Source organism: Micromonospora sp. DT68 (genome assembly GCF_049847245.1).
Classification (GTDB): Bacteria; Actinomycetota; Actinomycetes; order Mycobacteriales; family Micromonosporaceae; genus Micromonospora; species Micromonospora profundi.
In genome coordinates, this window is sequence record NZ_JBNCNZ010000010.1 from 161,230 (window position 1) to 182,591 (window position 21,362).

A 21,362-nucleotide genomic window follows, 5' to 3' on the forward strand; every position below is an offset into this window, starting at 1 on the left:
CGAGCAGCAGGTCAGCCGGCGGCGACGAAGACCCGCGAGGCGACCTCGCGCGGCAGCCGGACGCGGTCGCCGGACCTGTCGATCGACACCCCGTCACGCTCCTGAGCCACCGTCACAGTCGCACCCGGGTCGACACCGGCGGCGTGCAACTGGCGCAGCACGTCGGAGTCGGTCTGCACGCTCTCGCAGATCCGGCGCACGACCACCGGCCCGGTGAGACCGGGGAATGCCAGGTTGCGCTCACCCTCGCCGGCCTCGGTGGCCTGGGTCTCGGGGGAGCCCAGCGCCTCCAGACCCGGGATCGGGTTGCCGTAGGGGGAGCGGGTCGGCCGGTTGAGCAGGTCGTACACCCGCTTCTCGACGGCGTCGCTCATCACGTGCTCCCAACGGCAGGCCTCCTCGTGGGCCTCCTCGTAGGGCATCCCGATGACGTTCACCAGCAGCAACTCGGCGAGGCGGTGCTTGCGCATCACGGAGACGGCGGTGCCCCGGCCGAGCGCCGTGAGGGTCAGTTGCCGGTCGCCTTCGACGGTGAGCAGGCCGTCGCGCTCCATCCGGGCGACGGTCTGGCTCACTGTGGGGCCGCTCTGCCGTAGGCGCTCGGCGATGCGCGCGCGCAGCGGCGGCACGCCCTCCTCCTCCAACTCGAGGATGGTGCGCAGGTACATTTCGGTCGTGTCGACCAGGTCGTGAGACTTCATAGCGGCAGCGGCCCTCCGGTGCACGATGGTACCTCGCTGTTCGGCCAGCGACCGCCGCCGAACCGCGCGGGTCCTGACCTGGATGGTGTTTGATGGTCGCCATGTCCGGAATTGAGGAGCCGCTGATCGAAGTCGGTCGGCTCGCCGCCGAGCTCGACGACACCGATCCGCCCACCCTGCTCGACGTGCGCTGGCGGCTCACCGGCCCGCCCGGCCATGACGACTACCTGGCCGGCCATCTGCCCGGCGCGGTCTTCGTCGACCTGGACACCGCGCTCTGCGGGCCGCCCGGCGTCGGCGGCCGGCATCCGCTTCCCGATCCGGCCGCGTTGCAGGCGGCGCTGCGGGCCGCCGGCGTCCGCGCCGGTCACCCCGTCGTGGTGTACGACGGTGGCGACGGCCTGGCCGCAGCCCGCGCCTGGTGGACGTTGCGCTGGGCGGGGCACCGCGCGGTCCGCGTGTTGCACGGCGGCTACCCGGCCTGGGTCGCCGCCGGTCGGCCCGTCTCCACAACGGCACCCGCCCCGAGTCCGGGCGACGTCGAGGTGCGCCCCGGTGACCTGCCGGTGCTCGACGCCGGGCAGGCCGCCGCGCTGGCTGCCGCCGACGACGCCGTGCTCCTCGACGTACGGGCGGCGCCCCGTTACCGGGGCGAGGTCGAACCGATCGACCCGGTAGCGGGCCACGTTCCCGGCGCGGCGAACCTGCCGGCCGGCGAGTACGTCGGCCCGGACGGGCGTTTCCCGGCCGCCGACGTGTTGCGGGAGCGGTTCGCCGCAGCCGGTGTGACCGGGGCGCGGGACGTCGGGGCGTACTGCGGCTCCGGGGTGACCGCCGCGCAGGCGATCCTGGCGCTGCATCTGGCCGGCCGCACGGATGCGGCACTCTACGTCGGATCGTGGAGCAACTGGGTGGCCGATCCCGCCCGGCCGGTCGCCTCCGGGTCGACACCTGGCCACTGACCAGCACGTGCGGTGGGGGCCCGGCCGTCCTCGTGCGACCATGGGCTCATGTCCGACGACACGGTGGTGGTGTGGGACGAGTCGCTGCTCGCCTACGACATGGGTGACCATCCGCTCGATCCGGTACGGGTGGAGCTGACGTTCGCGCTCGCCCGCGAGCTGGGCATCCTCGACCGGCCAGGCGTGCGCATCGTGAAACCGGAGCCCGCCGACGAGGCCCTGCTCACCAGCGTGCACCACCCGGCCTACCTGGCGGCGGTGCGGGCCGCGCCGCGTGACCCGCTGTTCGCCGGGTACGGGATGGGCACCTCCGACAATCCGGTCTTCGACGGGATGCACGAGTCGAGCGCGTTGATCGCCGGTGCCACGGTGGCCGCCGCCGAGGCGGTGTGGCGCGGCGACGCAAGGCGGGCGGTGAACGTGGCAGGTGGCCTGCACCACGCGATGCCCGCCCGGGCCTCCGGCTTCTGCGTCTACAACGACCCGGCCGTTGCCATCGCCCGACTGCTGGAGCTGGGTGCCGAGCGCATCGCGTACGTGGATGTGGACGTGCACCACGGCGACGGCGTGCAGCAGATCTTCTGGGACGACCCTCGGGTACTCACTGTCAGCCTGCACGAGACCCCGCTCGCGCTCTTTCCCGGCACCGGTTTTCCGGACGAGACCGGTGGGCCGGGCGCGCATGGCACCGCTGTCAACATGCCGCTGCCGCCGGGTGTCGACGACTCCGGTTGGCAGCGGGCGTTCCACGCGATCGTGCCGTCGGTGCTGCGCGCGTTCCGGCCGCAGGTGCTGGTCAGCCAGTGTGGCGCCGATGGGCACCGGCTCGACCCGCTTGCCGATCTGAGCCTGACGGTCGACGGGCAGCGTGCCACCTACCTGGCGTTGCGGGCGCTCGCCGACGAGCTGTGCGACGGCCGCTGGGTGGCCACCGGCGGCGGCGGGTACGCGCTTGTCGAGGTGGTGCCCCGGGCCTGGACCCACCTGCTGGCAGTGGCCACCGGCGCCCCGATCGACCCGGCGACGCTCACCCCGCCGGCCTGGCGGAAGCTTGCCGCCGCCCGCCGTCCGGGTCGGGACATTCCGCTGCGGATGACCGACGACGTCGACCCGTCGTACGAGCCGTGGCAGCCGACAGGTGAGCCCAACGCTGTGGACCGGGCGATCGCGGCGACCCGCAGGACGGTGTTCCCGCTGCTGGGGCTCGACCCGCACGATCCGCGGGACTGAGCCGGGCCGGGGAGGACGGCACCTGTGACAACCGTGGACCAACCGGTGGACGTGCTGCTCAGCGACGGCAGCGCCGTCCAGTTGCGACCGATCAGCCCGGACGACGCGCCGGCCATCGTGGCGATGCACAGCCGGTTCTCCGAGCGCACCCGCTACCTGCGGTACTTCTCGCCGTACCCGCGCATCCCGGAACGGGATCTGATCCGCTTCGTCACTGTCGACCACCGCGACCGGGAGGCGTTCGTGGTGCTTGCCGGCGAGCAGATCGTCGCTGTCGGTCGTTACGAGCGGCTCGGCCCGCAGGCCCCGGAGGCGGAGGTGGCCTTCGTGGTGGAGGACGCCTACCAGGGCCGGGGCATCGGGTCGGTGCTGATGGAGCACCTGGCCGACGCCGCCCGGCGCAACGGCATCATGAGCTTCGTCGCCGAGGTGCTGCCGACAAACGGGACGATGCTGCGGGTCTTCTCCGACTTCGGCTACCAGGTCCAGCGCGAGTACGCCGACGGCGTGGTGCATCTGAGCTTTCCCATCGCGCCCACCGAGGCGACGCTTGAGGTGCAGTTCGGCAGGGAACATCGCACCGAGGCCCGCTCGATCGCCCGGCTGCTCGCCCCGCGCGGCGTCGCCTTCTATGGTGCCAGCGCCACGGGTCAGGGCGTCGGCGCGGCAGTGCTGGGGCACCTGCGCGACGGTGGTTTCACAGGTGCCGTGGTGCCTGTGCATCCGAGCGCGTCGACGGTGGCGGGGCTTCCCGCGTACCCGTCGGCTGTCGACGCCGGGGTCCCGGTGGACCTGGCGGTGGTGGCGGTCCCGCCCGCGGCGGTGACCGCGGTCGTCGCCGACGCGGCCGCCGCCGGAGTGCACGGCCTGGTGGTCATCTCGGCAGGCTTCGCCGAGGCCGGCGCCCAGGGCGCGGCCACCCAGCGGGCGCTGGTCCGCGCGGCGCACGCCGCCGGGATGCGCGTGGTCGGCCCGAACTGTCTCGGCGTGGCCAACACCGATCCGACGGTACGCCTCAACGCCACGCTCGCCCCGGCGCTGCCGCCGGCTGGTCGGGTCGGCATCTTCAGCCAGTCCGGTGCGTTCGGGGTTGCGCTGCTCGCCGAGGCCGACCGGCGCGGCCTGGGGCTGTCAAGCTTCGTCTCGGCCGGCAACCGGGCCGACGTCTCGGGCAACGACCTGCTTCAGTACTGGCAGGACGACCCCGGCACCGACGTGATCATGTTGTATCTGGAGACGTTCGGTAACCCGCGTAAGTTCGCCAGGCTGGCCCGGCGGATCGGTCGTTCCAAGCCGGTGGTCGCGCTCGCCTCACCGGCCCGACCGCCGGGGGTGGGCGACTCGGCCGGGCCGGACGAGGTGGCCGTGGCTGCCCTGTTCGCCCAGTCCGGCGTGATCCGGGTGGACACCGTGTCGGAACTGCTCGACGTGGGGGTGCTGCTTGCCAACCAGCCGTTGCCCGCCGGCGGCCGGGTCGGCGTGGTCGGCAACTCCTCGGCGTTGACCGGTCTGGCCGCGACAGCCTGCGTCGGGCAGGGCCTCACCGTCGTCGACGGCTATCCCCGCGACGTCGGGCCGAGTGCCGGTGCCGCCGAATTCGCCGCCGCCCTCGCGGAGACGGCGAGCGACGACCGGGTGGACGCCCTGGTGGTGGTATTCGCCCCGCCGCTGCCCGGTCAACTCACCGATGTGGACGCCGACGTCATCGCCGCGCTGCCGGCCGCGCTGGCGCTGGGCAAGCCGACGGTGGCGACGTTCCTGGTGGGCCGACCGCCGGCCGGCATGCCCGCGTACGGCGGCGTGGAGGAGGCCGTGCGCGCTCTCGCCCGCGTGCACCGGTACGCCGAATGGCTGCGCCGCCCACCCGGGATGGCACCCGAGCTGCTCCGTGTCGATCGTGCCGCCGCCCAGGCAGCGCTCCGCGATTCCCCCGACCCGAACGCGCTGCTGGCCGCGTACGGCATCGAACCTGTGGCGTCGGTGTCCGTCGACTCGCTCGACGCGGCGGTGGACGCAGCGGCGCGGTTGGGTTTCCCGGTGGCGCTCAAGGCTGCTGCCCCCGGGCTGCGGCACCGGGTCGACCTCGGCGCGGTCCGGCTCGACTTGCCCGACGAGGCGACGGTCCGCCGGGCGTACGCCGAACTGGCCGCCCGCTTCGGCGCGGAGGTCCTGGTGCAGCCGATGGTCCCGCCGGGGGTGGCCTGCGTGGTGGAGGTGATGGAGGATCCGGCGTTCGGGCCTGTGGTCGGTTTCGGTCTCGGTGGGGTGGCCACCGAGTTGCTCGGCGACCGGGCCTGGCGGGCGGTGCCGCTTACCGACCGCGACGCCGCCGAACTCGTCGACGAACCCCGGGCCGCGCCGCTGCTGCGGGGGCACCGGGGTGCGGCGCCTGTCGACAGGGCGGCCCTCGCGGACCTGCTGCTGCGGGTGGGTCAGCTCGCCGACGAACAGCCCCGGGTGCGGTCGCTGACCCTCAACCCGGTGCTCGCCCGTCCGGACGGCATCACGGTCCTGCACGCCCAGGTCCAGGTGGGAGGTCCGGCGGCCCGCCCGGACACCGGCCCTCGCCGCCTGTGAGCAGAGGTCCGAGCGGGCAGCGGTTCAGGCGCGGCTGGAGATCTGCTGGACGGCCCAGGCGTTGCCGTCGGGGTCGGTGAAGTGGACGAAGCCGACGTTGTCCAACGGGTGCGGCACGGGCCGGGGGTTGCGCCCGACCACCTGGATCTCGCTGACCTCCACGCCGCGTTCGACAAGTTGCGCGCGGGCCTTCTCGATGTCGGGCACCACCAGTTGCAGCCCCTTGAGCGAGCCCGGTGGCATCTGCGGGACCGCGCCCTTGCCGATCACCACCGAGCAGCCGGACCCTGGCGGTGTCAGCTGGATGATGCGGACGTCGTCGCCGATCACCGTGTCGTGGTCCACCGCGAAGCCGAGCTGGTCGGCGTAGAACGTCTTCGCCCGGTCCAGATCGGAAACCGGCACGATCACCACTTCCAACGTCCAGTTCATTGTTGCTCTCCTCGTGTCGTGGTTGTCGTACGCAGCAGCTGGGCGAGCCGCGTGAAGCTCTGCCCGATGCCCCGAGCCATCGGGTAGCGCAGCACGGTGTCCCGCCCCTCTGCGGTGGCGTAGAGCAGCGTGGTGGTGACTGTTGTTCGTCCGGCCAGCTCGGTGAACTCGTGGCTGACCAGGGTCTCGCCCGGGTAGGACTGGTCGTCGAAGAGTTCGGTGCAGACCAGCCGGTGTGGCGGATCGATCTGCCGGTAGACGCCGGCCTGGGCCATCCGGGCGCCGTCCGGGCCCTGCGACTCGAACCGCCACCGTCCGCCGACGCGCAGGTCGATGTCGCACCTCACCAGCCGCCAGCCCCGCGCCCCGTACCAGCGGACCAGCAGCTCGGGTTGGGTGAACGCGGCGAACACCAGCCGGGCCGGTGCCTCGAACAGGCGACTCATCACGATCTGCCGATCGCCCGGTGCGCGTACGACGATCGGGTCGTCGGTGCCTGTCACCTGCCCGTCCCGCCCTGCGTCGCGTCCCGCCTGTCGGTGGCCTGGAGTTCGTCGAGCAGGTCGTCGAGTCGCCTGTAGCTCTCCGCCCAGTAGTCGCGGTAGTCGGCGAGCCAGGCCGTGGCCTCCCGTAGTGGGCGTGCCTCCAGGCGGCACGGCCGGCGCTGGGCGTCCCGCCCCCGGCTGACGAGGCCAGCCCGTTCCAGCACCTTGAGGTGCTTGGAGATGGCTGGCTGGCTCATCTCGAAGGGCGCTGCCAGCTCCGTGACCGTCGCCTCACCGATCGCGAGCCGGGCGAGGATTGCTCGCCGGGTCGGGTCGGCAAGCGCCGCGAACGTCGCATCCAACAGCTCCGGTCCCACCATAACCTCCTGGTTGTATAACCAAATGGTTTATCGCGGATCGGTGCCGTCGTCAAGCACCTCGACGGCCGCGTCCCGCACCTCGACAGCACGGAAGGCCCCGGCGAACCGCCAGGGCCTTCCGTGTGGACCGTGTGCCTCAGCAGGCGTACGCCTCCAAGCGCTGCGCCCGCTCCGGAGCCCGCAGCTTCAGCAGCGTCACCTTCTCGATCTGCCGGATGCGCTCCCGGGACAGGCCGAACTCGCGACCGACCTCGTCAAGGGTGCGCTGGCGACCATCGTCCAGGCCGAACCGGAGCCGGATCACCGCCTGCTCCCGCTGGGACAGCGTCGACAGCACGATGCTCACCTCGTTGCGCAACTCGCCCTGGGCGGCGCTGTCACCGGGCTCGTTGCGCGGGTCCACCGAGGCCACGAAGTCGCCGAGTGCGCTCTCGCCGTCGTCGCCGACCGCCTGGTCCAGGCTGACCGGCTCCCGGTCGTACGAGATCAGCTCGATGACCTGGATTTCGGGGATCTCCAGTGCGCGGGCCACCTCGGCGACAGTCGGTTCGCGGCCGAGCGTCACGGCGAGTTCGCGACGGGCCCGCACCATCCGGTTGACCTGCTCGACCATGTGCACCGGGATGCGGATGGTGCGTGCCTGGTCGGCCATGGCGCGGGTGATCGCCTGGCGGATCCACCAGGTGGCGTACGTGGAGAACTTGTAGCCCTTTGTGTAGTCGAACTTCTCCACGGCGCGGATCAGGCCGAGGTTGCCCTCCTGGATCAGGTCCAGAAAGGCCATCCCGCGGCCGGTGTAGCGCTTGGCGATGCTGACCACCAGCCGCAGGTTCGCCTCCAGCAGGTGATCCTTGGCGGCCCGTCCCTCGGCGACGATCAGCTCCAGGTCGGCCCGCAACTCCGGCGAGACCGGGGTGCAGGTCGCGAGCTTCTCGTCGGCGAACAGGCCGGCTTCGACGCGCCGCGCCAGCTCGACCTCCTGTGCCGCAGTCAGCAGCTTCGTCCGGCCGATTCCGTTCAGGTATGCCCGGACCAGGTCCGTGGAGATGCCGCGCTCGTCGGTGGCGTCCAGGTCGGCGAGGATCTCGGTGGGCGCGTCGGTGTCGGTGCTGGCTGCCGGGCGCATCCGGTGTTCCGTCATCTGCAGGGCCATCTCTGTCTCTCCCCGTGTCCACGTCTGTGCCGTCTTTCCGGCTCAGTGGTGCCGGTGTGAAACACAGCTTGGCGGGAGGGGCGTGAAACGGGAGTGAGGCGATCGGGCACCGGACAGGATCCGACCGGATCATTGTCGTGAATGAAGCCGGTGGCCGGGTCAGAGGTCCAAGAGGATGGTGCGGGGTCCGATGTTGACGCTCTCGACGAGCATGTGGGCGCGGAAACGACCTGTCTCGACCTTCGCACCGCGCTCGCGCAGTGCCTCGACGACCGCCGTCACCAGCGGCTCGGCGACCTCGGCGGGAGCGGCGGCGGTCCAGGTTGGACGGCGGCCCTTGCGAGCGTCGCCGTAGAGGGTGAACTGACTGACCACCAGGATCGGCGCGCCGGTGTCGGAGGCGGACCGTTCGTCGTCCAGGATCCGCAGCTCGTGCACCTTGCGGGCCATCGTGCGGGCGGTCTCGGCCGTGTCGGTGTGGGTCACACCGAGCAGCACCAGCAGGCCGTTGTCGATCGCGCCGACCACATCGCCGTCCACAGTCACGCTGGCCCGGCCGACGGTCTGCACCACAGCGCGCATCAGCGGGCCACCTGCGTGCCGACTACCGGTGCCCGCATCACGCTGTCACCGGCTCGATGAAGCCGCGCTCCACGAGATGCGCAACGATCGGGCCGGCGGCCTCGGCCATCTCGTCGGGCTCCACGTCGTGCGCAGCGGCGAGCAGGGCGAGCTGGTCACGCAGCGGCAGCCGGCCGTCGGCGCCACCGACGAGCGCCAGCACCAACGGGTCGATCTCCTCGGTCCAGCGCAGGCCGTGCGGCATCGCGAGGACCTGCCGGTCCACCGCCCAGCCCTCGTCACCCATCGTGGCCTCCTGACGCAGTTGCAGGCCGTCGGCGGCCCGGTAACGCTCGGCGAGCAGCGCCTCGGTGTCGCGTACCCGGAGGAAGTCCTGGCGGTCGAACCAGGCGCCCACCTGGGCGCCCAGCGGCGGCTCGACCCGCTGCCGTAGGTCCTCCACGCGGATGATCGGGTCGGCGTGCCCGCCGCGGCGCAGGGACACGATGCCGAAGCCGATCCCCTCGACCTTGTGCGCGTCGAACCAGTCCAGCCAGGTTGCGGTCCGCTGTGGATCGGTGCTCTCGCCGACGTCGGTGAGCCACAGGTCGACGTACGCCATGGGGTCGGCGACCTCGCGCTGGATCACCCAGGCGTCCAGGCCGGTACCGGCGAACCAGTCGGCGACCCGCTCGTCCCACTCCTCACCGGCGACGTGCACCCAGTTCGCCAGGTACTGCATGGTGCCGCCCTCGGTGAGCAGGTCGGGGGCGGCGGCGGCCAGCTCCGCGCCGATCGCGTCACCCACCCGCCCGGAGTCGCGGTAGACGTGCGTGGTGGTGCCCGGGCCGACAACGAACGGCGGGTTGCTCACCACCAGGTCGAAGCGCCGGCCCGCCACCGGAGCGACAAGGTCGCCGCGCAGCAGCTCCCAGTCCTGGCCGTTGAGGGCGGCGTTGGTGGCGGCGAAGCGCAGCGCCCGCTCGGAGAGGTCGGTGGCGGTCACCGAACGGGCGTGGGTGGCCAGGTGCAGGGCCTGTACGCCAGAGCCGGTGCCCAGGTCGAGCGCGGTGTCGACCGGGCGGCGCACAGTCGCGCCGATCAGGGTCTGGGTGGCCCCGCCGATGCCCAGCACGTGCTCGGCACGCAGTGGCTGCCCCGGTCGGGCACTGCCCGGCACGTCGGCGAGCACCCACCAGTCCTCGCCGTACGGTTCCAGGTCGACACCGGCGCGCAGGCCGTCACCGTGCCGCTCGACAAGCCCACCGGCGAGCGCCTCGGCCACTGTCAACGGCGCCAGCGCGGCGGCCACCGTCGGCTCCGACTCGGTCTGGTCGCAGATGAACACCCGGATCAGGGTGGCGAGCGGATCGCGGTCCTCGGTGGCGCGCAGGGCGGCCCGGTAGTCGTTGCGCGCGACCGAGCCGGTGGCCTGCGCGCCGAGCCGGCCGGCGATGCCGTCGCTGGTGAACCCGGCGCGGGTCAGCGCGGTGCGCAGCGCGTCGACACCGGCAGGGGAGAGCAGCATGTCGTGTTGGTCCACACCCGCCATCCTGCCTCTCGCCGCGTCCCCGGTCGGCACCACCCGCCGCAACCGATCCGGTGCGTCGGTGTCCGGCGGGTCAGCGGGCGAGGCAGGATGTCCGCATGACGCTCGTGCTTCCCATCGACCCCGAAGCCAACCGGCTGCTGGAGCGCAGCCCGCTGGCCCTGCTCATCGGCATGACCCTGGACCAGCAGGTGCCGATGGAGAAGGCGTTCTCCTCGCCGTACGTGCTGAGCCAGCGGCTCGGTCACGATCTGGACGCGGCGGAGCTGGCCGGGTACGACGGGGACGCGCTGGTGGCGCTCTTCGCCCAGCCGCCCGCGCTGCACCGGTTCCCGAAGGCGATGGCGGCCCGGGTGCAGGAGGTCTGCCGGGTCCTGGTGGAGCGCTACGACGGGGACGCGGCGCTGCTCTGGTCGGACGTCACCGACGGGCCGGAGCTGCTGCGCCGGGTCGGCGAGCTGCCCGGCTTCGGCAAGCAGAAGGCGCAGATCTTCGTGGCCCTGCTCGGCAAGCGGTTCGGGGTGACGCCGCAGGACTGGCGGAAGGCGGCCGGTGGCTACGGCGACCCTGGCGCGTACCGGTCGGTGGCCGACGTCACCGACGCCGACTCGCTGCGCCGGGTGCGGGAGTACAAGCAGCAGATGAAGGCGGCCGCGAAGGCGAAGGCCGCCGACGGCTGAGCGGTGCGCTCAGGCGGCGGTCGGGTGGGCCAGCGAGGCCAGCGCGCGCCGGACGTCGGCGAGCGAGACGGTGGCCGAGTCGTCCAGGTCGGCCAGGCCGGCCTCGATCCACTGCCGCATCAGCGTGGTGACGCCGATGCCCCGGGCGTCGGCGGCGGCGCGGACCCGCTCGTAGGTGTCCAGCGGCAGCCGGACCGATCGGCTCACCATCGGCACGTCGGTGTCGGGGGTGGGCAGGTCCACCGCCGGACTATGGTCGATCAACTCGGCGATCCGGTCGTCGCCGCTGTGGAACTGCTTGGTCGCGTCGTTACGGTGCATCGTCACGGCCCCCCTCATCGGCGATCTCTCCGCACGGCCTCGTCGTAGCGCTTGGACTCGACGTCGCTCAGCTCGCGGGCGGAGAGGATGTCCCAGTCGTTGTCGCTGCCATCGGCTTCGGCGAGCAGCACCGCCAGTCGGCGACCCCGTCGGGCGGCGGCGTAGACCACCATCACGTCGTCGCCCAGGTGGCGGATGACCCGTCGGGCGCTGTGCAGCGCCTCCCAGACTTCCCCGGGTGTGACGTCGTAGACCCTCAGGTTGGCCAACGCCTCGTCGGTGAAGCTGAACCTGCTGCCCACGGGGCGCAGCGTACCACGCGCGTAACACGACGCGGTATGCGGCAAATTTCGCTGATCACGGCTTCGCGGTGACAGGATGAGGCGTAACCCCTCGAGGAGGTCCAAGGTGAAGCGTCAGGCGTACCAGCCGATTCTGATCACCGACGCCTCGCGCAGCCAGAACGATCAGCTCACGAGCCGTCAGCGCCGCTATGTCCTGATGATGGGCATCCGGGTGGCCTGCATCGTCGCTGGCGCGATCCTGGTCGGCGTGAAGGCCCCGCTGCTGTGGCTCTGGCTGCCCCTGTGCGCCCTTGGCATGGTGGTCATCCCGTGGCTGGCGGTGCTGCTGGCCAACGACAGGCCGCCCAAGGAGGAGCACCGGCTGGCCAACCGCTTCCGCCCCCGCCGGACGGACGACTCCCCGCCGATGAGCCTCACCACCGAGGAGCACCCGCACAAGATCATCGACGCCGAACCCTGACCCGCGCCGCGCGGGCCAGGGCCCGACAGATCACGGCCGTGGTCGCGCCCCCACTGTCGAGACGGCGAGCGCGCCCAGTTCGGTGGCGCGATCCAGGGCAGCGGTCGGCGTGGCACCTGCCAGCCACGCGGTGAGCAGCCCGGCCGCGAAGGCGTCCCCGGCCCCCGTGACGTCCACCACCGTCACCCGCCGGGCCGTCGCCACGCTGACGGTGGCCCACCGGTCGACCCAGACCGCCCCCGCCGCGCCGCCCTTGACCACCACCCGCCGGGCCGTCGCCGACAACGCCCGCCCCTGCGCCGCCGGGTCCAACCCGCCGGCCAGCACCGTGGCCTCGTCCGCGTTGACAAGCAGCAGGTCGACCTCGCGTACCCAACTCAGGAAGGCCGCCGCGCCCACCCGCCGCAGCGGCGCCGCGGAGGCCGCGTCGACGCTCGTGGTGAGCCCACGCTCGCGGGCGGCGGCCAACGCCCGCAGCCCCGCGCCGCGCGACGCGTCGTCCAACAGGGTGTACGCGGACAGGTGCAGATGCCCGGCGTCGGGCGTCTGGGCGAGGGCGCGGTCGACGTGCTCGGCGCTGAGCCGCAGGTTCGCGCCCCGCTGGCTGACCATGGTCCGCTCGCCGTCGGTGGCCAGCACGATCACAGTGCCGGTCGGGGCGTCCTCGACCCGCTCGAGCGCGCAGTCGACGCCGGCCCGCTCCAACTCGGCCAGCCGGTCACGCCCCGCGTCGTCGTCACCGACCGCCGCGACGAGCGTGACCGGCACCTTCTGCGCGGCGACCCAGGCGGCGGTGTTGGCCGCCTGCCCGCCACCACCGAGGCTGATCTCGGCCCTGGTGTCCGAACCGGCCGCCAGTGGACCGGACAGCACCGCGAGCACGTCGGTGATCACGTCCCCGACGACGACCATCCGGGCCGGTCGGGTCATGCCGGCGTAGCGGTGCGGGCGGCCGAGGCCACCGCGATCCGGGCGGCAAGATCGGCGTTGCGCAGGATGATCCGGACGTTCACCGTCAGGCTCGCCCCCTCGGTGGCCGAGTGGAAGTGCGCCAGCAGGTACGGCGTGACGGCCTTGCCGGTCACCCCGTCGCGCTCCAGCAGGGCCAGGCCGTCGGCGAGGGTCCGGTCGTGCAGTTCCGGGTCCAACTGCTCGTCGACCGGCAGCGGATTGGCGACGATCAGGCCGCCGGTGTGGACGGCCTGCGCGTCACGGGCGGCCAGAGCCGCGGCGATCTGCTCCGGCGAGTCCAGCGACCAGTCCAGGTCGAAGCCGCCGTCGGTGAGGTAGAACCCGGGGAACCGGTGGGTGCGGTAACCGACGACCGCGACGCCGAGGGTCTCCAACCGCTCCAGCGTGGCGCCCACGTCGAGGATCGACTTGACGCCGGCGCAGACCACGGTGATCGGGGTCCGGGCCAGCGTGATGAGGTCGGCGGACTCGTCGAAGGTGTGCGCCGCCTCCCGGTGCACGCCGCCCAGCCCACCGGTGGCGAACACCTCGATGCCGGCCGCCGCAGCGACCGCGCTGGTCGCGGCCACCGTGGTCGCTCCGTCCGCGCCCGTCGCCGCACCCACCGCCAGGTCACGGACCGAGAGCTTGGCCACACCATCGACGGTCGCGAGCCTTGTGAGCTGCGCGTCATCGAGGCCGACCACAAGCTCGCCACGGATCATGCCGATCGTCGCCGGCACCGCCCCGGCGTCCCGGACCGCAAGCTCGATCTCCCGCGCCACCCGGAGGTTTTCCGGGCGGGGCAGGCCGTGCGAGACGATTGTGCTCTCCAGGGCGACAACGGGCCGCCCGTCGTGCAGGGCTTCGGCCACTTCGGTGCCGTAGCTGATGCGAAAGTCAGTCACATCGGGCACGGTACGGGTCGGTTCCGGACAGACCTCAAGTGGACCCATCCGTTTTGACCTGCCAAACTTGACGGCCGGAGGTGCCAACGTGAGCACAGAGGTTCTCGAGCGTCCGGAACTGAAGGACGCCGACACCGGTCCCGAGATGTTCCACTACGTCCGCAAGGAGAAGATCGCCGAGAGTGCCGTCATGGGCACCTTCGTCGTCGCTCTCTGCGGGGAGACCTTCCCGGTCACCAAGGCGGCAAAGCCGGGCTCGCCGGTCTGCCCCAAGTGCAAGGAGATCTACGACTCGTACCGGGAGTGAACTGAGGCAGGTCTTCGGGCCGGCGACGTAGCCTGCGGCGGTGACCACCTCCACCGGCCTGCTCCTTGCCGACCTGACCGGAGTGGCCGTCTTCGCCGCCTCCGGGGCCTCTGCGGCGGTGGCCAAGCGACTCGACCTGTTCGGTGTCGCGTTCGTCGGGTTCGTGGCCGCCCTCGGCGGCGGAATCTTCCGCGACCTGGTCATCGACGAGGTCCCGCCACTGGCCTTCGCCGACTGGCGGTACGCGGCCACCGCCGCGATCACCGCCCTCGCCGTCTTCTGGCTGCATCCCCAACTCGCCCGACTGCGCACCACAGTGCTGGTGCTGGACGCTGCGGGCCTCGGCCTTTTCACAGTCACCGGCACGCTCAAGGCGCTCGACGCCGGCGTGCCGGCGGTCGGCGCCTGCCTGATCGGCATGCTCACCGCAATCGGCGGTGGGCTCTGCCGGGACCTGCTCACCGCCGAGATCCCTGTGGTGCTGCGCCGGGAGATCTACGCGCTGGCCGCCCTCGCCGGATCGGTGACAGTGGTGCTGCTGTACGTCACCGGGCAGACTGGCCCCGCGCCGCTCACCGCCGCCGTCGTGCTGGTCTTCGGGCTGCGCCTCATCGCGCTGCGCCGACGCTGGTCCGCCCCTGTGGCGACACTGCGACCGCCACGCACCGGCGGGGCTGATCCGCGTACCGACCGGGAGTGGTGACACCGCAGGCCGGAGTGACGGATGTGACCAGCGTGGCGTCGCCTGGGCTGTGCGGCCCGCGCTGGTTATGCTGAGTCGGCCTTCGCGGCAGCTTCTGCGCGGAGGCGTTTTCATGGGCGGCGGTACTCGTGGCCCTCGCCCCGGATCCGCCACCGTGCGGTCGGAGAGGAGCTTCGCGTGGCAGCCCGGACGCCGGTACTCGAGACGTTCCCGGCACTGCGCGCATGGCAGCGCAAAGCCCTCGTGGAGTACCTGCGCCGCCGTACCGAGGACTTCACAGCGGTCGCCACGCCCGGCGCCGGAAAGACCACATTCGCCCTGCGGATCGCCGCCGAACTCCTCGCCGACGGCACCGTCGAGGCCGTCACCGTTGTCGCGCCCACCGAGCACCTGAAGAACCAGTGGGCCGAGGCCGCCGCCCGGGTGGGCATCCAGCTCGACGCCGCGTTCCGCAACGCCGACCTGCACTCCGCGGCCGACTTCCACGGCGCGGTGGTCACCTACGCCCAGGTGGGAATGGCCCCGCAGGTGCACCGGCGGCGCACAATGACCCGGCGCACCCTCGTCATCCTCGACGAGATCCACCACGCCGGCGACTCCCGGTCCTGGGGCGACGGTGTGAAGAACGCCTTCGAACCCGCCGTGCGCCGGCTGATGCTCACCGGGACCCCGTTCCGCTCCGACGACAACCCGATCCCGTTCGTCAGCTACGAGCGGGGCGGAGACGGGCTGCTGCGCTCCCGCGCCGACTCGGTGTACGGCTACTCCGACGCCCTGCGCGACGGCGTCGTCCGGCCGGTGCTCTTCCTGGCGTACTCCGGGGAGACCCGTTGGCGCACCAACGCGGGGGAGGAACTGGCGGCCCGGCTCGGCGAGCCCATGACGCAGGACCTGGTGGCGCAGGCGTGGCGCACCGCGCTGGACCCGGCCGGGGACTGGATGCCGCAGGTGCTGCGCGCCGCCGACGCCCGGCTCACAGTGCTCCGCAACGCGGGAATGCCCGACGCCGGTGGCCTGATCATCGCCACCGACCAGCAGACCGCCCGCTCGTACGCGAAGCTCATCGAGCAGGTGACCGGCGAGAAGGCCGCAGTGGTGCTCTCCGACGACCAGGGCGCGTCCGCGCGGATCACGACGTTCGCGGCGTCCGAGCAGCGGTGGCTGGTCGCGGTGCGGATGGTGTCCGAGGGCGTCGACATCCCCCGGCTCGCTGTCGGCGTGTACGCCACGAGCGCCAGCACCCCGCTCTACTTCGCCCAGGCCATCGGCCGGTTCGTCCGGGCCCGCCGGCCGGGGGAGACCGCGTCGGTCTTCCTGCCCAGCGTGCCGCACCTGCTCGGGCTGGCCAGCGAGATGGAGACCGAGCGGGACCACGTGCTCGGCAAGCCCAAGGACTCCGACGGCCTCGACGACGACCTGCTGGAGCGGGCGCAGCGCGACGAGCAGGCCAGCGGTGAGTTGGAGAAGCGGTTCGCCGCCCTCTCGGCCACCGCCGAACTGGACCAGGTGATCTTCGACGGCGCGTCCTTCGGCACCGCGGCGCAAGCGGGAACCCCCGAGGAGGAGGAATACCTCGGCCTGCCCGGTCTGCTCACCGCCGACCAGGTCTCGCTGCTGCTCACCAAGCGGCAGACCGAGCAACTGGCCGCCCAGCGCCGTCGTACCGCCGAGCGGGCCGCTCAGCCGGCCGCTGCGCCCACGGCAGCGCCTCCGGCACCCATGAGCGCCGCCCAGCGCCGCGTGGCCCTCCGGCGCCAACTGAACGCTCTGGTGGCCGCTCGGCACCACCGCACCGGCCAGCCCCACGGCAAGATCCATGCGGAGTTGCGGCGGCTCTGCGGCGGGCCGCCGAGCGCACAGGCCACGATCGAGCAGCTAGAGGAACGCATAGCCACAGTCCAGACCCTCTGACGCCGGCTCTCACCGACACCACCCGTAACAACCGACCCACCTGGGGGCGCCGGCGTGCCCCGAGGCCCAAGATCGTGCTCGATCCTGGTTGTAGTGGTGTCGGCGCGGCGTGAGGCCACGACTTCCTGGTTCGAGCACGATCTTCGGCGCGGGGCGCGGGGCGCGGGGCGCGGGGCGCGGGGCGCGGGGCGCGGGGCGCGGGGCGCGGGGCGCGTGTGTGGGGGGCTTGGGCAGCGAAAAGCCGGCCGGAGGCACCCCTGGGCGCCTCCGGCCGGCTATGTCGGTTTTACGGTTAGTTCGCCATCAAATCGGCGCCACGCCAGGTGAAATCGGGCTCCGTTGCGAACCGCTCGGTGATCTTCACGAGATCCTCCGCGTACTTGTTCGCGTGGTGCCCGCAGAACACCAGTTCGCTCCCACCCGCCAGGGTGATCCGGAGTTTCCCGGCAGCGTTGCAGCGGTCGCACCGTTCATCGGCGGCTGGGGGAGCCACCGTCTCGGGCGGCGGCGTGAGGGTCGAGTTCATCGCCTTCCTCCTCTGGTCGTCACCGATGAACAATCTCTTCGGTCGTTGCTCACCTATCGTGCAACACCCATGCCGGGCCTTGCCTTCCCTGTGTGCCCGCGGGGGACCGAGGTCACACCTGGCAGGGACAGTGTGCCGTGCACCCAGGGTGCCACGTCAACGATCACATTCGTGCATCCGGACGATCACCATCTGGTGTTGCACACCAGGTGACCAAAACGACACGTTCAGTTGACGAAACTGGCTCAGTCCAGGTAATCCCGGAGGACCTGCGACCGGGACGGGTGCCGCAGCTTCGACATCGTCTTGGACTCGATCTGCCGGATCCGCTCCCGGGTCACCCCGTAGACCTGGCCGATCTCGTCAAGCGTCCGTGGCTGACCGTCGGTCAGGCCGAACCGCAGCCGCACCACGCCCGCCTCACGCTCGGAGAGCGTCTGGAGCACCTGCTGGAGTTGATCCTGCAGGAGCGAGAACGACACCGCGTCGACCGCGACGACGGCCTCGGAATCCTCGATGAAGTCACCGAGCTGGCTGTCGCCCTCGTCGCCGATGGTCTGGTCCAGCGAGATGGGCTCCCGGGCGTACTGCTGGATCTCCAGCACCTTCTCGGGTGTGATGTCCATCTCCTTGGCCAGCTCCTCCGGAGTGGGCTCACGGCCCAGGTCCTGGAGCAGCTCGCGCTGTATGCGGCCGAGCTTGTTGATGACCTCGACCATGTGCACCGGGATGCGGATGGTGCGTGCCTGGTCGGCCATGGCGCGGGTGATCGCCTGGCGGATCCACCAGGTGGCGTACGTGGAGAACTTGTAGCCCTTTGTGTAGTCGAACTTCTCCACCGCGCGGATCAGGCCGAGGTTGCCCTCCTGGATCAGATCCAGGAAAGCCATTCCACGTCCCGTGTACCGCTTCGCCAGCGACACCACGAGACGGAGGTTGGCCTCGAGCAGGTGGTTCTTGGCCCGCTCGCCGTCGCGGGAGATCCAGCCCAGGTCGCGGACCATCTCCCGGGGGAGCTTGTTGTCCTCGCTCTCGTCGGCCGCGCGCAGCTGCTCGGCGGCGTAGAGCCCCGCCTCGATGCGCTTGGCGAGCTCGACCTCCTGCTCGGCGTTGAGCAGCGGGACCTTGCCGATCTGCTTCAGGTACGCACGGACCGAGTCGGCGGAGGCGGTCAGCTCGGCGTCACGCCGGGCCTGCTTGAGGGCCTCGGACTCCTCGTCGTCCCACTCGAAGTCGTTGTCGGTGGCCGACGCCGCGGCGTCGGTCTCGGCGGCCTGGGCAAGCTCGGCCGGCTCCTCCACCACGACGTCCTCGATGGCGGCGGCGAGTTCCTCGGGGTCGATCTCACCCTCGCCGCCCTCGCCCTTGGCCTTAGCGCCGGCCTTGACCGGCTTGGCGCCGGCGGCCGTGGCCACCGTCGCCTTGGTGGCCCGGGTCGACTTGGTGGCCTTCGCCGGCGTGGCCGCGGCGGCGGCCACCTCGGCGGTGCTGCCGGTGGCCTTGCGGGCGGCCACCTTCCGCGGGGCGGGCGCCGACGGCGCCGCCTCGTCGGAGGCGGGCGCCTGCTTCGGTGCCGGCGCGGCAGCCTTCTTGGTGGTCTTGGCGGTGGTGGCGCGGGACGCCGGCGTGGTCGAGCGGGCCGCGGCGACCCGGCGACGGGTGCTCGCCGAGCCGTCCACCACCACAGTCACTCCCGCCTCGGAGAGCGCCCGAAGGATCTTCTTGGCCTGGGCCGGAGTCACCTCGGCGGACTCGACGGTGCGCGCGAGCTGAGCCGACGTGAGCTGACCACCGGCGCTCTGCGCGTGCGCGATCAGCGTGTCGGTGAGCGAGCGTACGTCGGCGCCGGGCTGGCGGGGTTCTGTCACGAATGACCTTCCGGAGGCGAAGAGCGGGCACGGCCGGGTCGTCCGACACAGTGTGGGTCAACCGGGCCGGACGATGTGGTTGAGGGACCCCCGTGTCCCGGGCCGGCCGGTGGTCGGTGGTCCGTGGCGCGTGGGCAGGGGTGAATTGTAACGCCGTCTGCGGCGATCATCCTGCGCCGCACTGTGTAACGGCGGCGGGACCGCCGATTCGACGCAGATGTGGACTTTGTAAGGATGATACTCGCGCACGGCCCGGAACACCCCGGTCGTACGGGAAGGGGACCTTGGGATGCACCAATCGGCGCCGCCAGCGCGGGAACTGCTGGCCATCGCGCTCGATGTGGCACGGGACGCCGCGGCCACCGCGCACCGGATGAGGGCCGAGGGCGTTTCGGTCACGGCGACGAAGAGCACCGTCACCGACGTGGTCACCGCGGCGGACCGGGCGGTCGAGCGTCAGGTGCTCGACGCGCTGCGGCGGTTGCGGCCGGGCGACGCCGTCCTGGGTGAGGAGTACGGCACGCAGGACACCGGGCCGGCCGAGCCGGGCGGTGTGCGGTGGATCATCGATCCGATCGACGGGACGGTCAACTACCTCTACGGGTTGCCGTACAGCGCGGTGTCGCTGGCCGCCGAGGTCGACGGGGTGGTGGTCGCCGGCGTGGTGCGCAACGTGAGCACCGGCGAGGAGTGGACCGCCACGGCCGGGGGCGGCGCCTGGCGCGACGGTGTCCGGCTCAGCTGTTCCGGCGAGACGGACCTGGGGCAGGCGCTGCTCGGCACCGGCTTCGGCTACGACGCCGGTCGGCGGGCGCACCAGGCGTCGGTGGTGGCCGGGCTGATCCGGCACGTGCGGGACATCCGTCGCATGGGCGCCGCCGCGCTGGACCTCTGCCTGGTGGCGGAGGGGCGGCTTGACGCGTACTTCGAGAAGGGGCTGTCGCCCTGGGACCTGGCCGCCGGCGGGCTGGTGGCCGCGGAGGCCGGCGTGCGGGTCACCGGGCTGGCGGGTAGCCCGCCCGGCCCCGACCTGGTGATCGCGGCCCCGCCCGCGCTCTTCACGCCGCTGCACGACCGGCTGGCCGACCTGGACGCCGCAGGCGGCCCCTGACCGGCGCGCCCGGGTCATTTGTCGGCGGCGGGGGCCGGGCAGGATCCCGGGGGTGCCACCGGAGCGCCCAGGTCACCGAGGGACTGGTTCACCTCGGTGGTGGTGGCGAGCTGCTGGAAGCCGTTGCCGAGCACGACGTCGACGACGTCGTCGGTGCGCTTCTCGTCGTACTTGGACTCGGCGTTGTCGAGGAAGTACGCGCGCAGCAGGTGTGCCGAGCCGACGCCCTTGGGGCCGTACTGGAGCACTGCCACGTCGTCGATGCCCTTCGGCGCGTTGCCGACCTTCTGGACCTGGAACTTGCGATTGCGGAAGTCGTCGGCCACGGTGCCGGCCCGGCCCGGCTCGTCGGTCGCGTTGAACACATTGATCTTGACGTCCTTGGTCTCGTGGAGCGTGACGTCGGCCAGCGGCCAGCCGTCCGGGCAGCCCTTGGCCGCGCCCACACCACTCTGGCTGTCGCGGACGACCGCGACGACCACGAAGGTCAGGGCCAGGACCGCCAGCAGACCGACGACGACGAGTGCCCGCACTCGCGCAAAGCTCATCTGGGGGCTCCCCGGACCTCAGGTGGGTGACGGCGGCCGTCATCGATCGCACTGACCGCCGGCCGTCGAATACGCCGCTGAGGTTAACGGTTGTCCGGCCGTCGCGTGGAAACAGCCCGACATACCGGCGCGGCGACCGCGAACCGGGTACTACTACCCCTATCTTCGTGTCGCCTGAATCACATTGGGAACAACTTGGCGTGCGGGGGCGTACATCTCAGCCACAAGGGCGGTATACATGCCTCGCCTAAGGGGGGGTAAGGTTCCGCGCTCGCAGGGGTGTTGCCCCCGGCAACTCGATCCGTGCGGTCTGCGGGTCGGGAGCCCGACACAAGTGGTGGCTGGCCAGCGGAACCGAAACAGCGTCGTCCGGCGTTACAACCGGAAGCGACAACATCGATATGGGAGAGTGAAACCGATGGCCACCGACTACGACGCCCCGCGTCGCGACGAGGTCGACCTCGGCGAGGACAGCCTGGAAGAGCTCAAGGCCCGGCGCGTCGACTCACAGTCGGGCGCAGTGGACGTCGACGAGGCCGAGGTCGCCGAGAGTTTTGAGCTGCCCGGTGCCGATCTGGCCGACGAGGAGCTCACTGTCAAGGTGCTACCGATGCAGCAGGACGAGTTCAGGTGCGCCCGCTGCTTCCTGGTTCACCACCGCAGCCAACTGGCGGTCGAGCGGAACGGCGAGCTGATCTGCCGCGAGTGCGTCTGACACGCAGGACACCGGCGG

General features: G+C 71.7%; 24 protein-coding genes. 10 read left to right on the top strand and 14 right to left on the bottom strand.

What is annotated here, in order from left to right:
• Positions 1–11: 11 nt before the first annotated feature.
• Positions 12–701: a metal-dependent transcriptional regulator gene (locus ACPXB1_RS19790; protein WP_053657472.1), complete on the bottom strand. Its 690-nt coding sequence runs from the start codon at positions 699–701 to the stop codon at positions 12–14.
• Positions 702–802: 101 nt separating this feature from the next.
• On the opposite strand from ACPXB1_RS19790, the gene ACPXB1_RS19795 reads away from it, so the two are divergent.
• From ACPXB1_RS19795 to ACPXB1_RS19805, 3 genes are read left to right on the top strand one after another with little or no spacing between them, the layout of a single operon-like run.
• Positions 803–1,663: a sulfurtransferase gene (locus ACPXB1_RS19795; protein WP_355598316.1), complete on the top strand. Its 861-nt coding sequence runs from the start codon at positions 803–805 to the stop codon at positions 1,661–1,663.
• Positions 1,664–1,711: 48 nt separating this feature from the next.
• Positions 1,712–2,893, top strand: a complete 1,182-nt coding sequence (locus ACPXB1_RS19800) for an acetoin utilization protein AcuC (protein ID WP_355598318.1) — start codon at positions 1,712–1,714, stop codon at positions 2,891–2,893.
• Positions 2,894–2,917: 24 nt separating this feature from the next.
• Positions 2,918–5,470 (top strand): GNAT family N-acetyltransferase, encoded by a 2,553-nt coding sequence (locus ACPXB1_RS19805; protein WP_425735627.1) that lies wholly within the window; start codon positions 2,918–2,920, stop codon positions 5,468–5,470.
• A 24-nt stretch (positions 5,471–5,494) separates the two neighbouring features.
• Here the strand turns inward: ACPXB1_RS19805 and ACPXB1_RS19810 are convergent, their stop codons facing one another.
• The 6 genes from ACPXB1_RS19810 to ACPXB1_RS19835 all read right to left on the bottom strand — a co-directional run bounded on the left by ACPXB1_RS19810 (position 5,495) and on the right by ACPXB1_RS19835 (position 10,024).
• Complete coding sequence (locus tag ACPXB1_RS19810; protein ID WP_355598321.1) at positions 5,495–5,902, bottom strand: VOC family protein; 408 nt, start codon at positions 5,900–5,902, stop codon at positions 5,495–5,497.
• Positions 5,899–6,348, bottom strand: coding sequence for an SRPBCC domain-containing protein (locus ACPXB1_RS19815; protein WP_355598342.1), 450 nt, complete (start codon positions 6,346–6,348; stop codon positions 5,899–5,901). The genes ACPXB1_RS19810 and ACPXB1_RS19815 overlap by 4 nt, the downstream gene beginning before the upstream one ends.
• Before the next feature lie 53 nt (positions 6,349–6,401).
• Positions 6,402–6,767 carry an ArsR/SmtB family transcription factor gene (locus tag ACPXB1_RS19820; RefSeq protein ID WP_425735628.1) on the bottom strand — a complete coding sequence of 122 codons (366 nt, stop codon included), beginning with the start codon at positions 6,765–6,767 and terminating at the stop codon, positions 6,402–6,404.
• A 136-nt stretch (positions 6,768–6,903) separates the two neighbouring features.
• Positions 6,904–7,920, bottom strand: coding sequence for an RNA polymerase sigma factor SigB (gene sigB, locus ACPXB1_RS19825; RefSeq protein WP_425735629.1), 1,017 nt, complete (start codon positions 7,918–7,920; stop codon positions 6,904–6,906).
• Between the two features lie 159 nt (positions 7,921–8,079).
• Positions 8,080–8,502 (bottom strand): D-aminoacyl-tRNA deacylase, encoded by a 423-nt coding sequence (dtd, locus tag ACPXB1_RS19830; RefSeq protein WP_425735630.1) that lies wholly within the window; start codon positions 8,500–8,502, stop codon positions 8,080–8,082.
• Positions 8,503–8,539: 37 nt separating this feature from the next.
• A complete protein-coding gene (locus ACPXB1_RS19835) occupies positions 8,540–10,024 on the bottom strand; it encodes a DUF7059 domain-containing protein (protein WP_425735631.1) in 1,485 nt (494 codons plus the stop codon).
• A 104-nt stretch (positions 10,025–10,128) separates the two neighbouring features.
• Between ACPXB1_RS19835 and ACPXB1_RS19840 the strand changes: the two genes are divergently transcribed.
• The gene (locus ACPXB1_RS19840) at positions 10,129–10,710 is read left to right on the top strand and encodes an HhH-GPD-type base excision DNA repair protein (RefSeq protein WP_053657451.1); all 582 of its coding nucleotides are present in this window, start codon (positions 10,129–10,131) and stop codon (positions 10,708–10,710) included.
• A gap of 9 nt (positions 10,711–10,719) precedes the next feature.
• On the opposite strand, the gene ACPXB1_RS19845 is transcribed toward ACPXB1_RS19840, so the two are convergent.
• Positions 10,720–11,031, bottom strand: coding sequence for a hypothetical protein (locus tag ACPXB1_RS19845; protein WP_053657524.1), 312 nt, complete (start codon positions 11,029–11,031; stop codon positions 10,720–10,722).
• A 14-nt stretch (positions 11,032–11,045) separates the two neighbouring features.
• Entirely contained in the window at positions 11,046–11,333 is a 288-nt protein-coding gene (locus tag ACPXB1_RS19850; protein WP_197281581.1) for a hypothetical protein, read from the bottom strand.
• A gap of 106 nt (positions 11,334–11,439) precedes the next feature.
• Between ACPXB1_RS19850 and ACPXB1_RS19855 the strand changes: the two genes are divergently transcribed.
• Positions 11,440–11,796 carry a DUF3099 domain-containing protein gene (locus tag ACPXB1_RS19855; RefSeq protein ID WP_053657449.1) on the top strand — a complete coding sequence of 119 codons (357 nt, stop codon included), beginning with the start codon at positions 11,440–11,442 and terminating at the stop codon, positions 11,794–11,796.
• A 30-nt stretch (positions 11,797–11,826) separates the two neighbouring features.
• Here ACPXB1_RS19855 and ACPXB1_RS19860 read toward each other — a convergent pair whose 3' ends face one another.
• Positions 11,827–12,726, bottom strand: coding sequence for a carbohydrate kinase family protein (locus ACPXB1_RS19860; RefSeq protein WP_053657447.1), 900 nt, complete (start codon positions 12,724–12,726; stop codon positions 11,827–11,829).
• A complete protein-coding gene (locus tag ACPXB1_RS19865; protein ID WP_167945358.1) occupies positions 12,723–13,655 on the bottom strand; it encodes a pseudouridine-5'-phosphate glycosidase in 933 nt (310 codons plus the stop codon). Before ACPXB1_RS19865 ends, ACPXB1_RS19860 begins: the two co-directional genes overlap by 4 nt.
• A gap of 88 nt (positions 13,656–13,743) precedes the next feature.
• Between ACPXB1_RS19865 and ACPXB1_RS19870 the strand changes: the two genes are divergently transcribed.
• From ACPXB1_RS19870 to ACPXB1_RS19880, 3 genes are all read left to right on the top strand, one after another.
• On the top strand, positions 13,744–13,962 hold the full coding sequence (locus tag ACPXB1_RS19870; protein WP_007456912.1) for a DUF3039 domain-containing protein: 219 nt from the start codon (positions 13,744–13,746) through the stop codon (positions 13,960–13,962).
• Between the two features lie 40 nt (positions 13,963–14,002).
• Positions 14,003–14,665 carry a trimeric intracellular cation channel family protein gene (locus ACPXB1_RS19875; protein ID WP_053657445.1) on the top strand — a complete coding sequence of 221 codons (663 nt, stop codon included), beginning with the start codon at positions 14,003–14,005 and terminating at the stop codon, positions 14,663–14,665.
• Between the two features lie 177 nt (positions 14,666–14,842).
• Positions 14,843–16,576, top strand: a complete 1,734-nt coding sequence (locus tag ACPXB1_RS19880) for a DEAD/DEAH box helicase (RefSeq protein ID WP_355628442.1) — start codon at positions 14,843–14,845, stop codon at positions 16,574–16,576.
• Positions 16,577–16,868: 292 nt separating this feature from the next.
• Here ACPXB1_RS19880 and ACPXB1_RS19885 read toward each other — a convergent pair whose 3' ends face one another.
• Both ACPXB1_RS19885 and ACPXB1_RS19890 read right to left on the bottom strand, forming a co-directional pair.
• Positions 16,869–17,102, bottom strand: a complete 234-nt coding sequence (locus tag ACPXB1_RS19885; RefSeq protein ID WP_053657441.1) for a DUF7455 domain-containing protein — start codon at positions 17,100–17,102, stop codon at positions 16,869–16,871.
• 245 nt (positions 17,103–17,347) lie between these two features.
• Positions 17,348–18,970, bottom strand: coding sequence for an RNA polymerase sigma factor (locus ACPXB1_RS19890; RefSeq protein ID WP_355597913.1), 1,623 nt, complete (start codon positions 18,968–18,970; stop codon positions 17,348–17,350).
• Positions 18,971–19,259: 289 nt separating this feature from the next.
• Here ACPXB1_RS19890 and ACPXB1_RS19895 point away from each other — a divergent pair, with 289 nt between their 5' ends.
• Positions 19,260–20,081, top strand: coding sequence for an inositol monophosphatase family protein (locus ACPXB1_RS19895; protein ID WP_355632337.1), 822 nt, complete (start codon positions 19,260–19,262; stop codon positions 20,079–20,081).
• A gap of 14 nt (positions 20,082–20,095) precedes the next feature.
• Here the strand turns inward: ACPXB1_RS19895 and ACPXB1_RS19900 are convergent, their stop codons facing one another.
• Entirely contained in the window at positions 20,096–20,614 is a 519-nt protein-coding gene (locus tag ACPXB1_RS19900) for a LytR C-terminal domain-containing protein (RefSeq protein WP_355597995.1), read from the bottom strand.
• A 433-nt stretch (positions 20,615–21,047) separates the two neighbouring features.
• Here ACPXB1_RS19900 and ACPXB1_RS19905 point away from each other — a divergent pair, with 433 nt between their 5' ends.
• The gene (locus tag ACPXB1_RS19905; protein WP_007075406.1) at positions 21,048–21,344 is read left to right on the top strand and encodes a DUF4193 domain-containing protein; all 297 of its coding nucleotides are present in this window, start codon (positions 21,048–21,050) and stop codon (positions 21,342–21,344) included.
• The last annotated feature ends 18 nt before the right edge of the window (positions 21,345–21,362 follow it).

Bases quoted from the DNA above. Each gene is read 5' to 3' on its own strand.
- dtd (WP_425735630.1), bottom strand. From the start codon at position 8,502: ATGCGCGCTGTGGTGCAGACCGTCGGCCGGGCCAGCGTGACTGTGGAC.
- ACPXB1_RS19905 (WP_007075406.1), top strand. From the start codon at position 21,048: ATGGCCACCGACTACGACGCCCCGCGTCGCGACGAGGTCGACCTCGGC.
- ACPXB1_RS19840 (WP_053657451.1), top strand. From the start codon at position 10,129: ATGACGCTCGTGCTTCCCATCGACCCCGAAGCCAACCGGCTGCTGGAG.
- ACPXB1_RS19815 (WP_355598342.1), bottom strand. From the start codon at position 6,348: ATGAGTCGCCTGTTCGAGGCACCGGCCCGGCTGGTGTTCGCCGCGTTC.
- ACPXB1_RS19790 (WP_053657472.1), bottom strand. From the start codon at position 701: ATGAAGTCTCACGACCTGGTCGACACGACCGAAATGTACCTGCGCACC.
- ACPXB1_RS19810 (WP_355598321.1), bottom strand. From the start codon at position 5,902: ATGAACTGGACGTTGGAAGTGGTGATCGTGCCGGTTTCCGATCTGGAC.
- ACPXB1_RS19820 (WP_425735628.1), bottom strand. From the start codon at position 6,767: ATGGTGGGACCGGAGCTGTTGGATGCGACGTTCGCGGCGCTTGCCGAC.
- sigB (WP_425735629.1), bottom strand. From the start codon at position 7,920: ATGGCCCTGCAGATGACGGAACACCGGATGCGCCCGGCAGCCAGCACC.
- ACPXB1_RS19800 (WP_355598318.1), top strand. From the start codon at position 1,712: ATGTCCGACGACACGGTGGTGGTGTGGGACGAGTCGCTGCTCGCCTAC.
- ACPXB1_RS19795 (WP_355598316.1), top strand. From the start codon at position 803: ATGTCCGGAATTGAGGAGCCGCTGATCGAAGTCGGTCGGCTCGCCGCC.
- ACPXB1_RS19845 (WP_053657524.1), bottom strand. From the start codon at position 11,031: ATGCACCGTAACGACGCGACCAAGCAGTTCCACAGCGGCGACGACCGG.
- ACPXB1_RS19895 (WP_355632337.1), top strand. From the start codon at position 19,260: ATGCACCAATCGGCGCCGCCAGCGCGGGAACTGCTGGCCATCGCGCTC.
- ACPXB1_RS19885 (WP_053657441.1), bottom strand. From the start codon at position 17,102: ATGAACTCGACCCTCACGCCGCCGCCCGAGACGGTGGCTCCCCCAGCC.
- ACPXB1_RS19860 (WP_053657447.1), bottom strand. From the start codon at position 12,726: ATGACCCGACCGGCCCGGATGGTCGTCGTCGGGGACGTGATCACCGAC.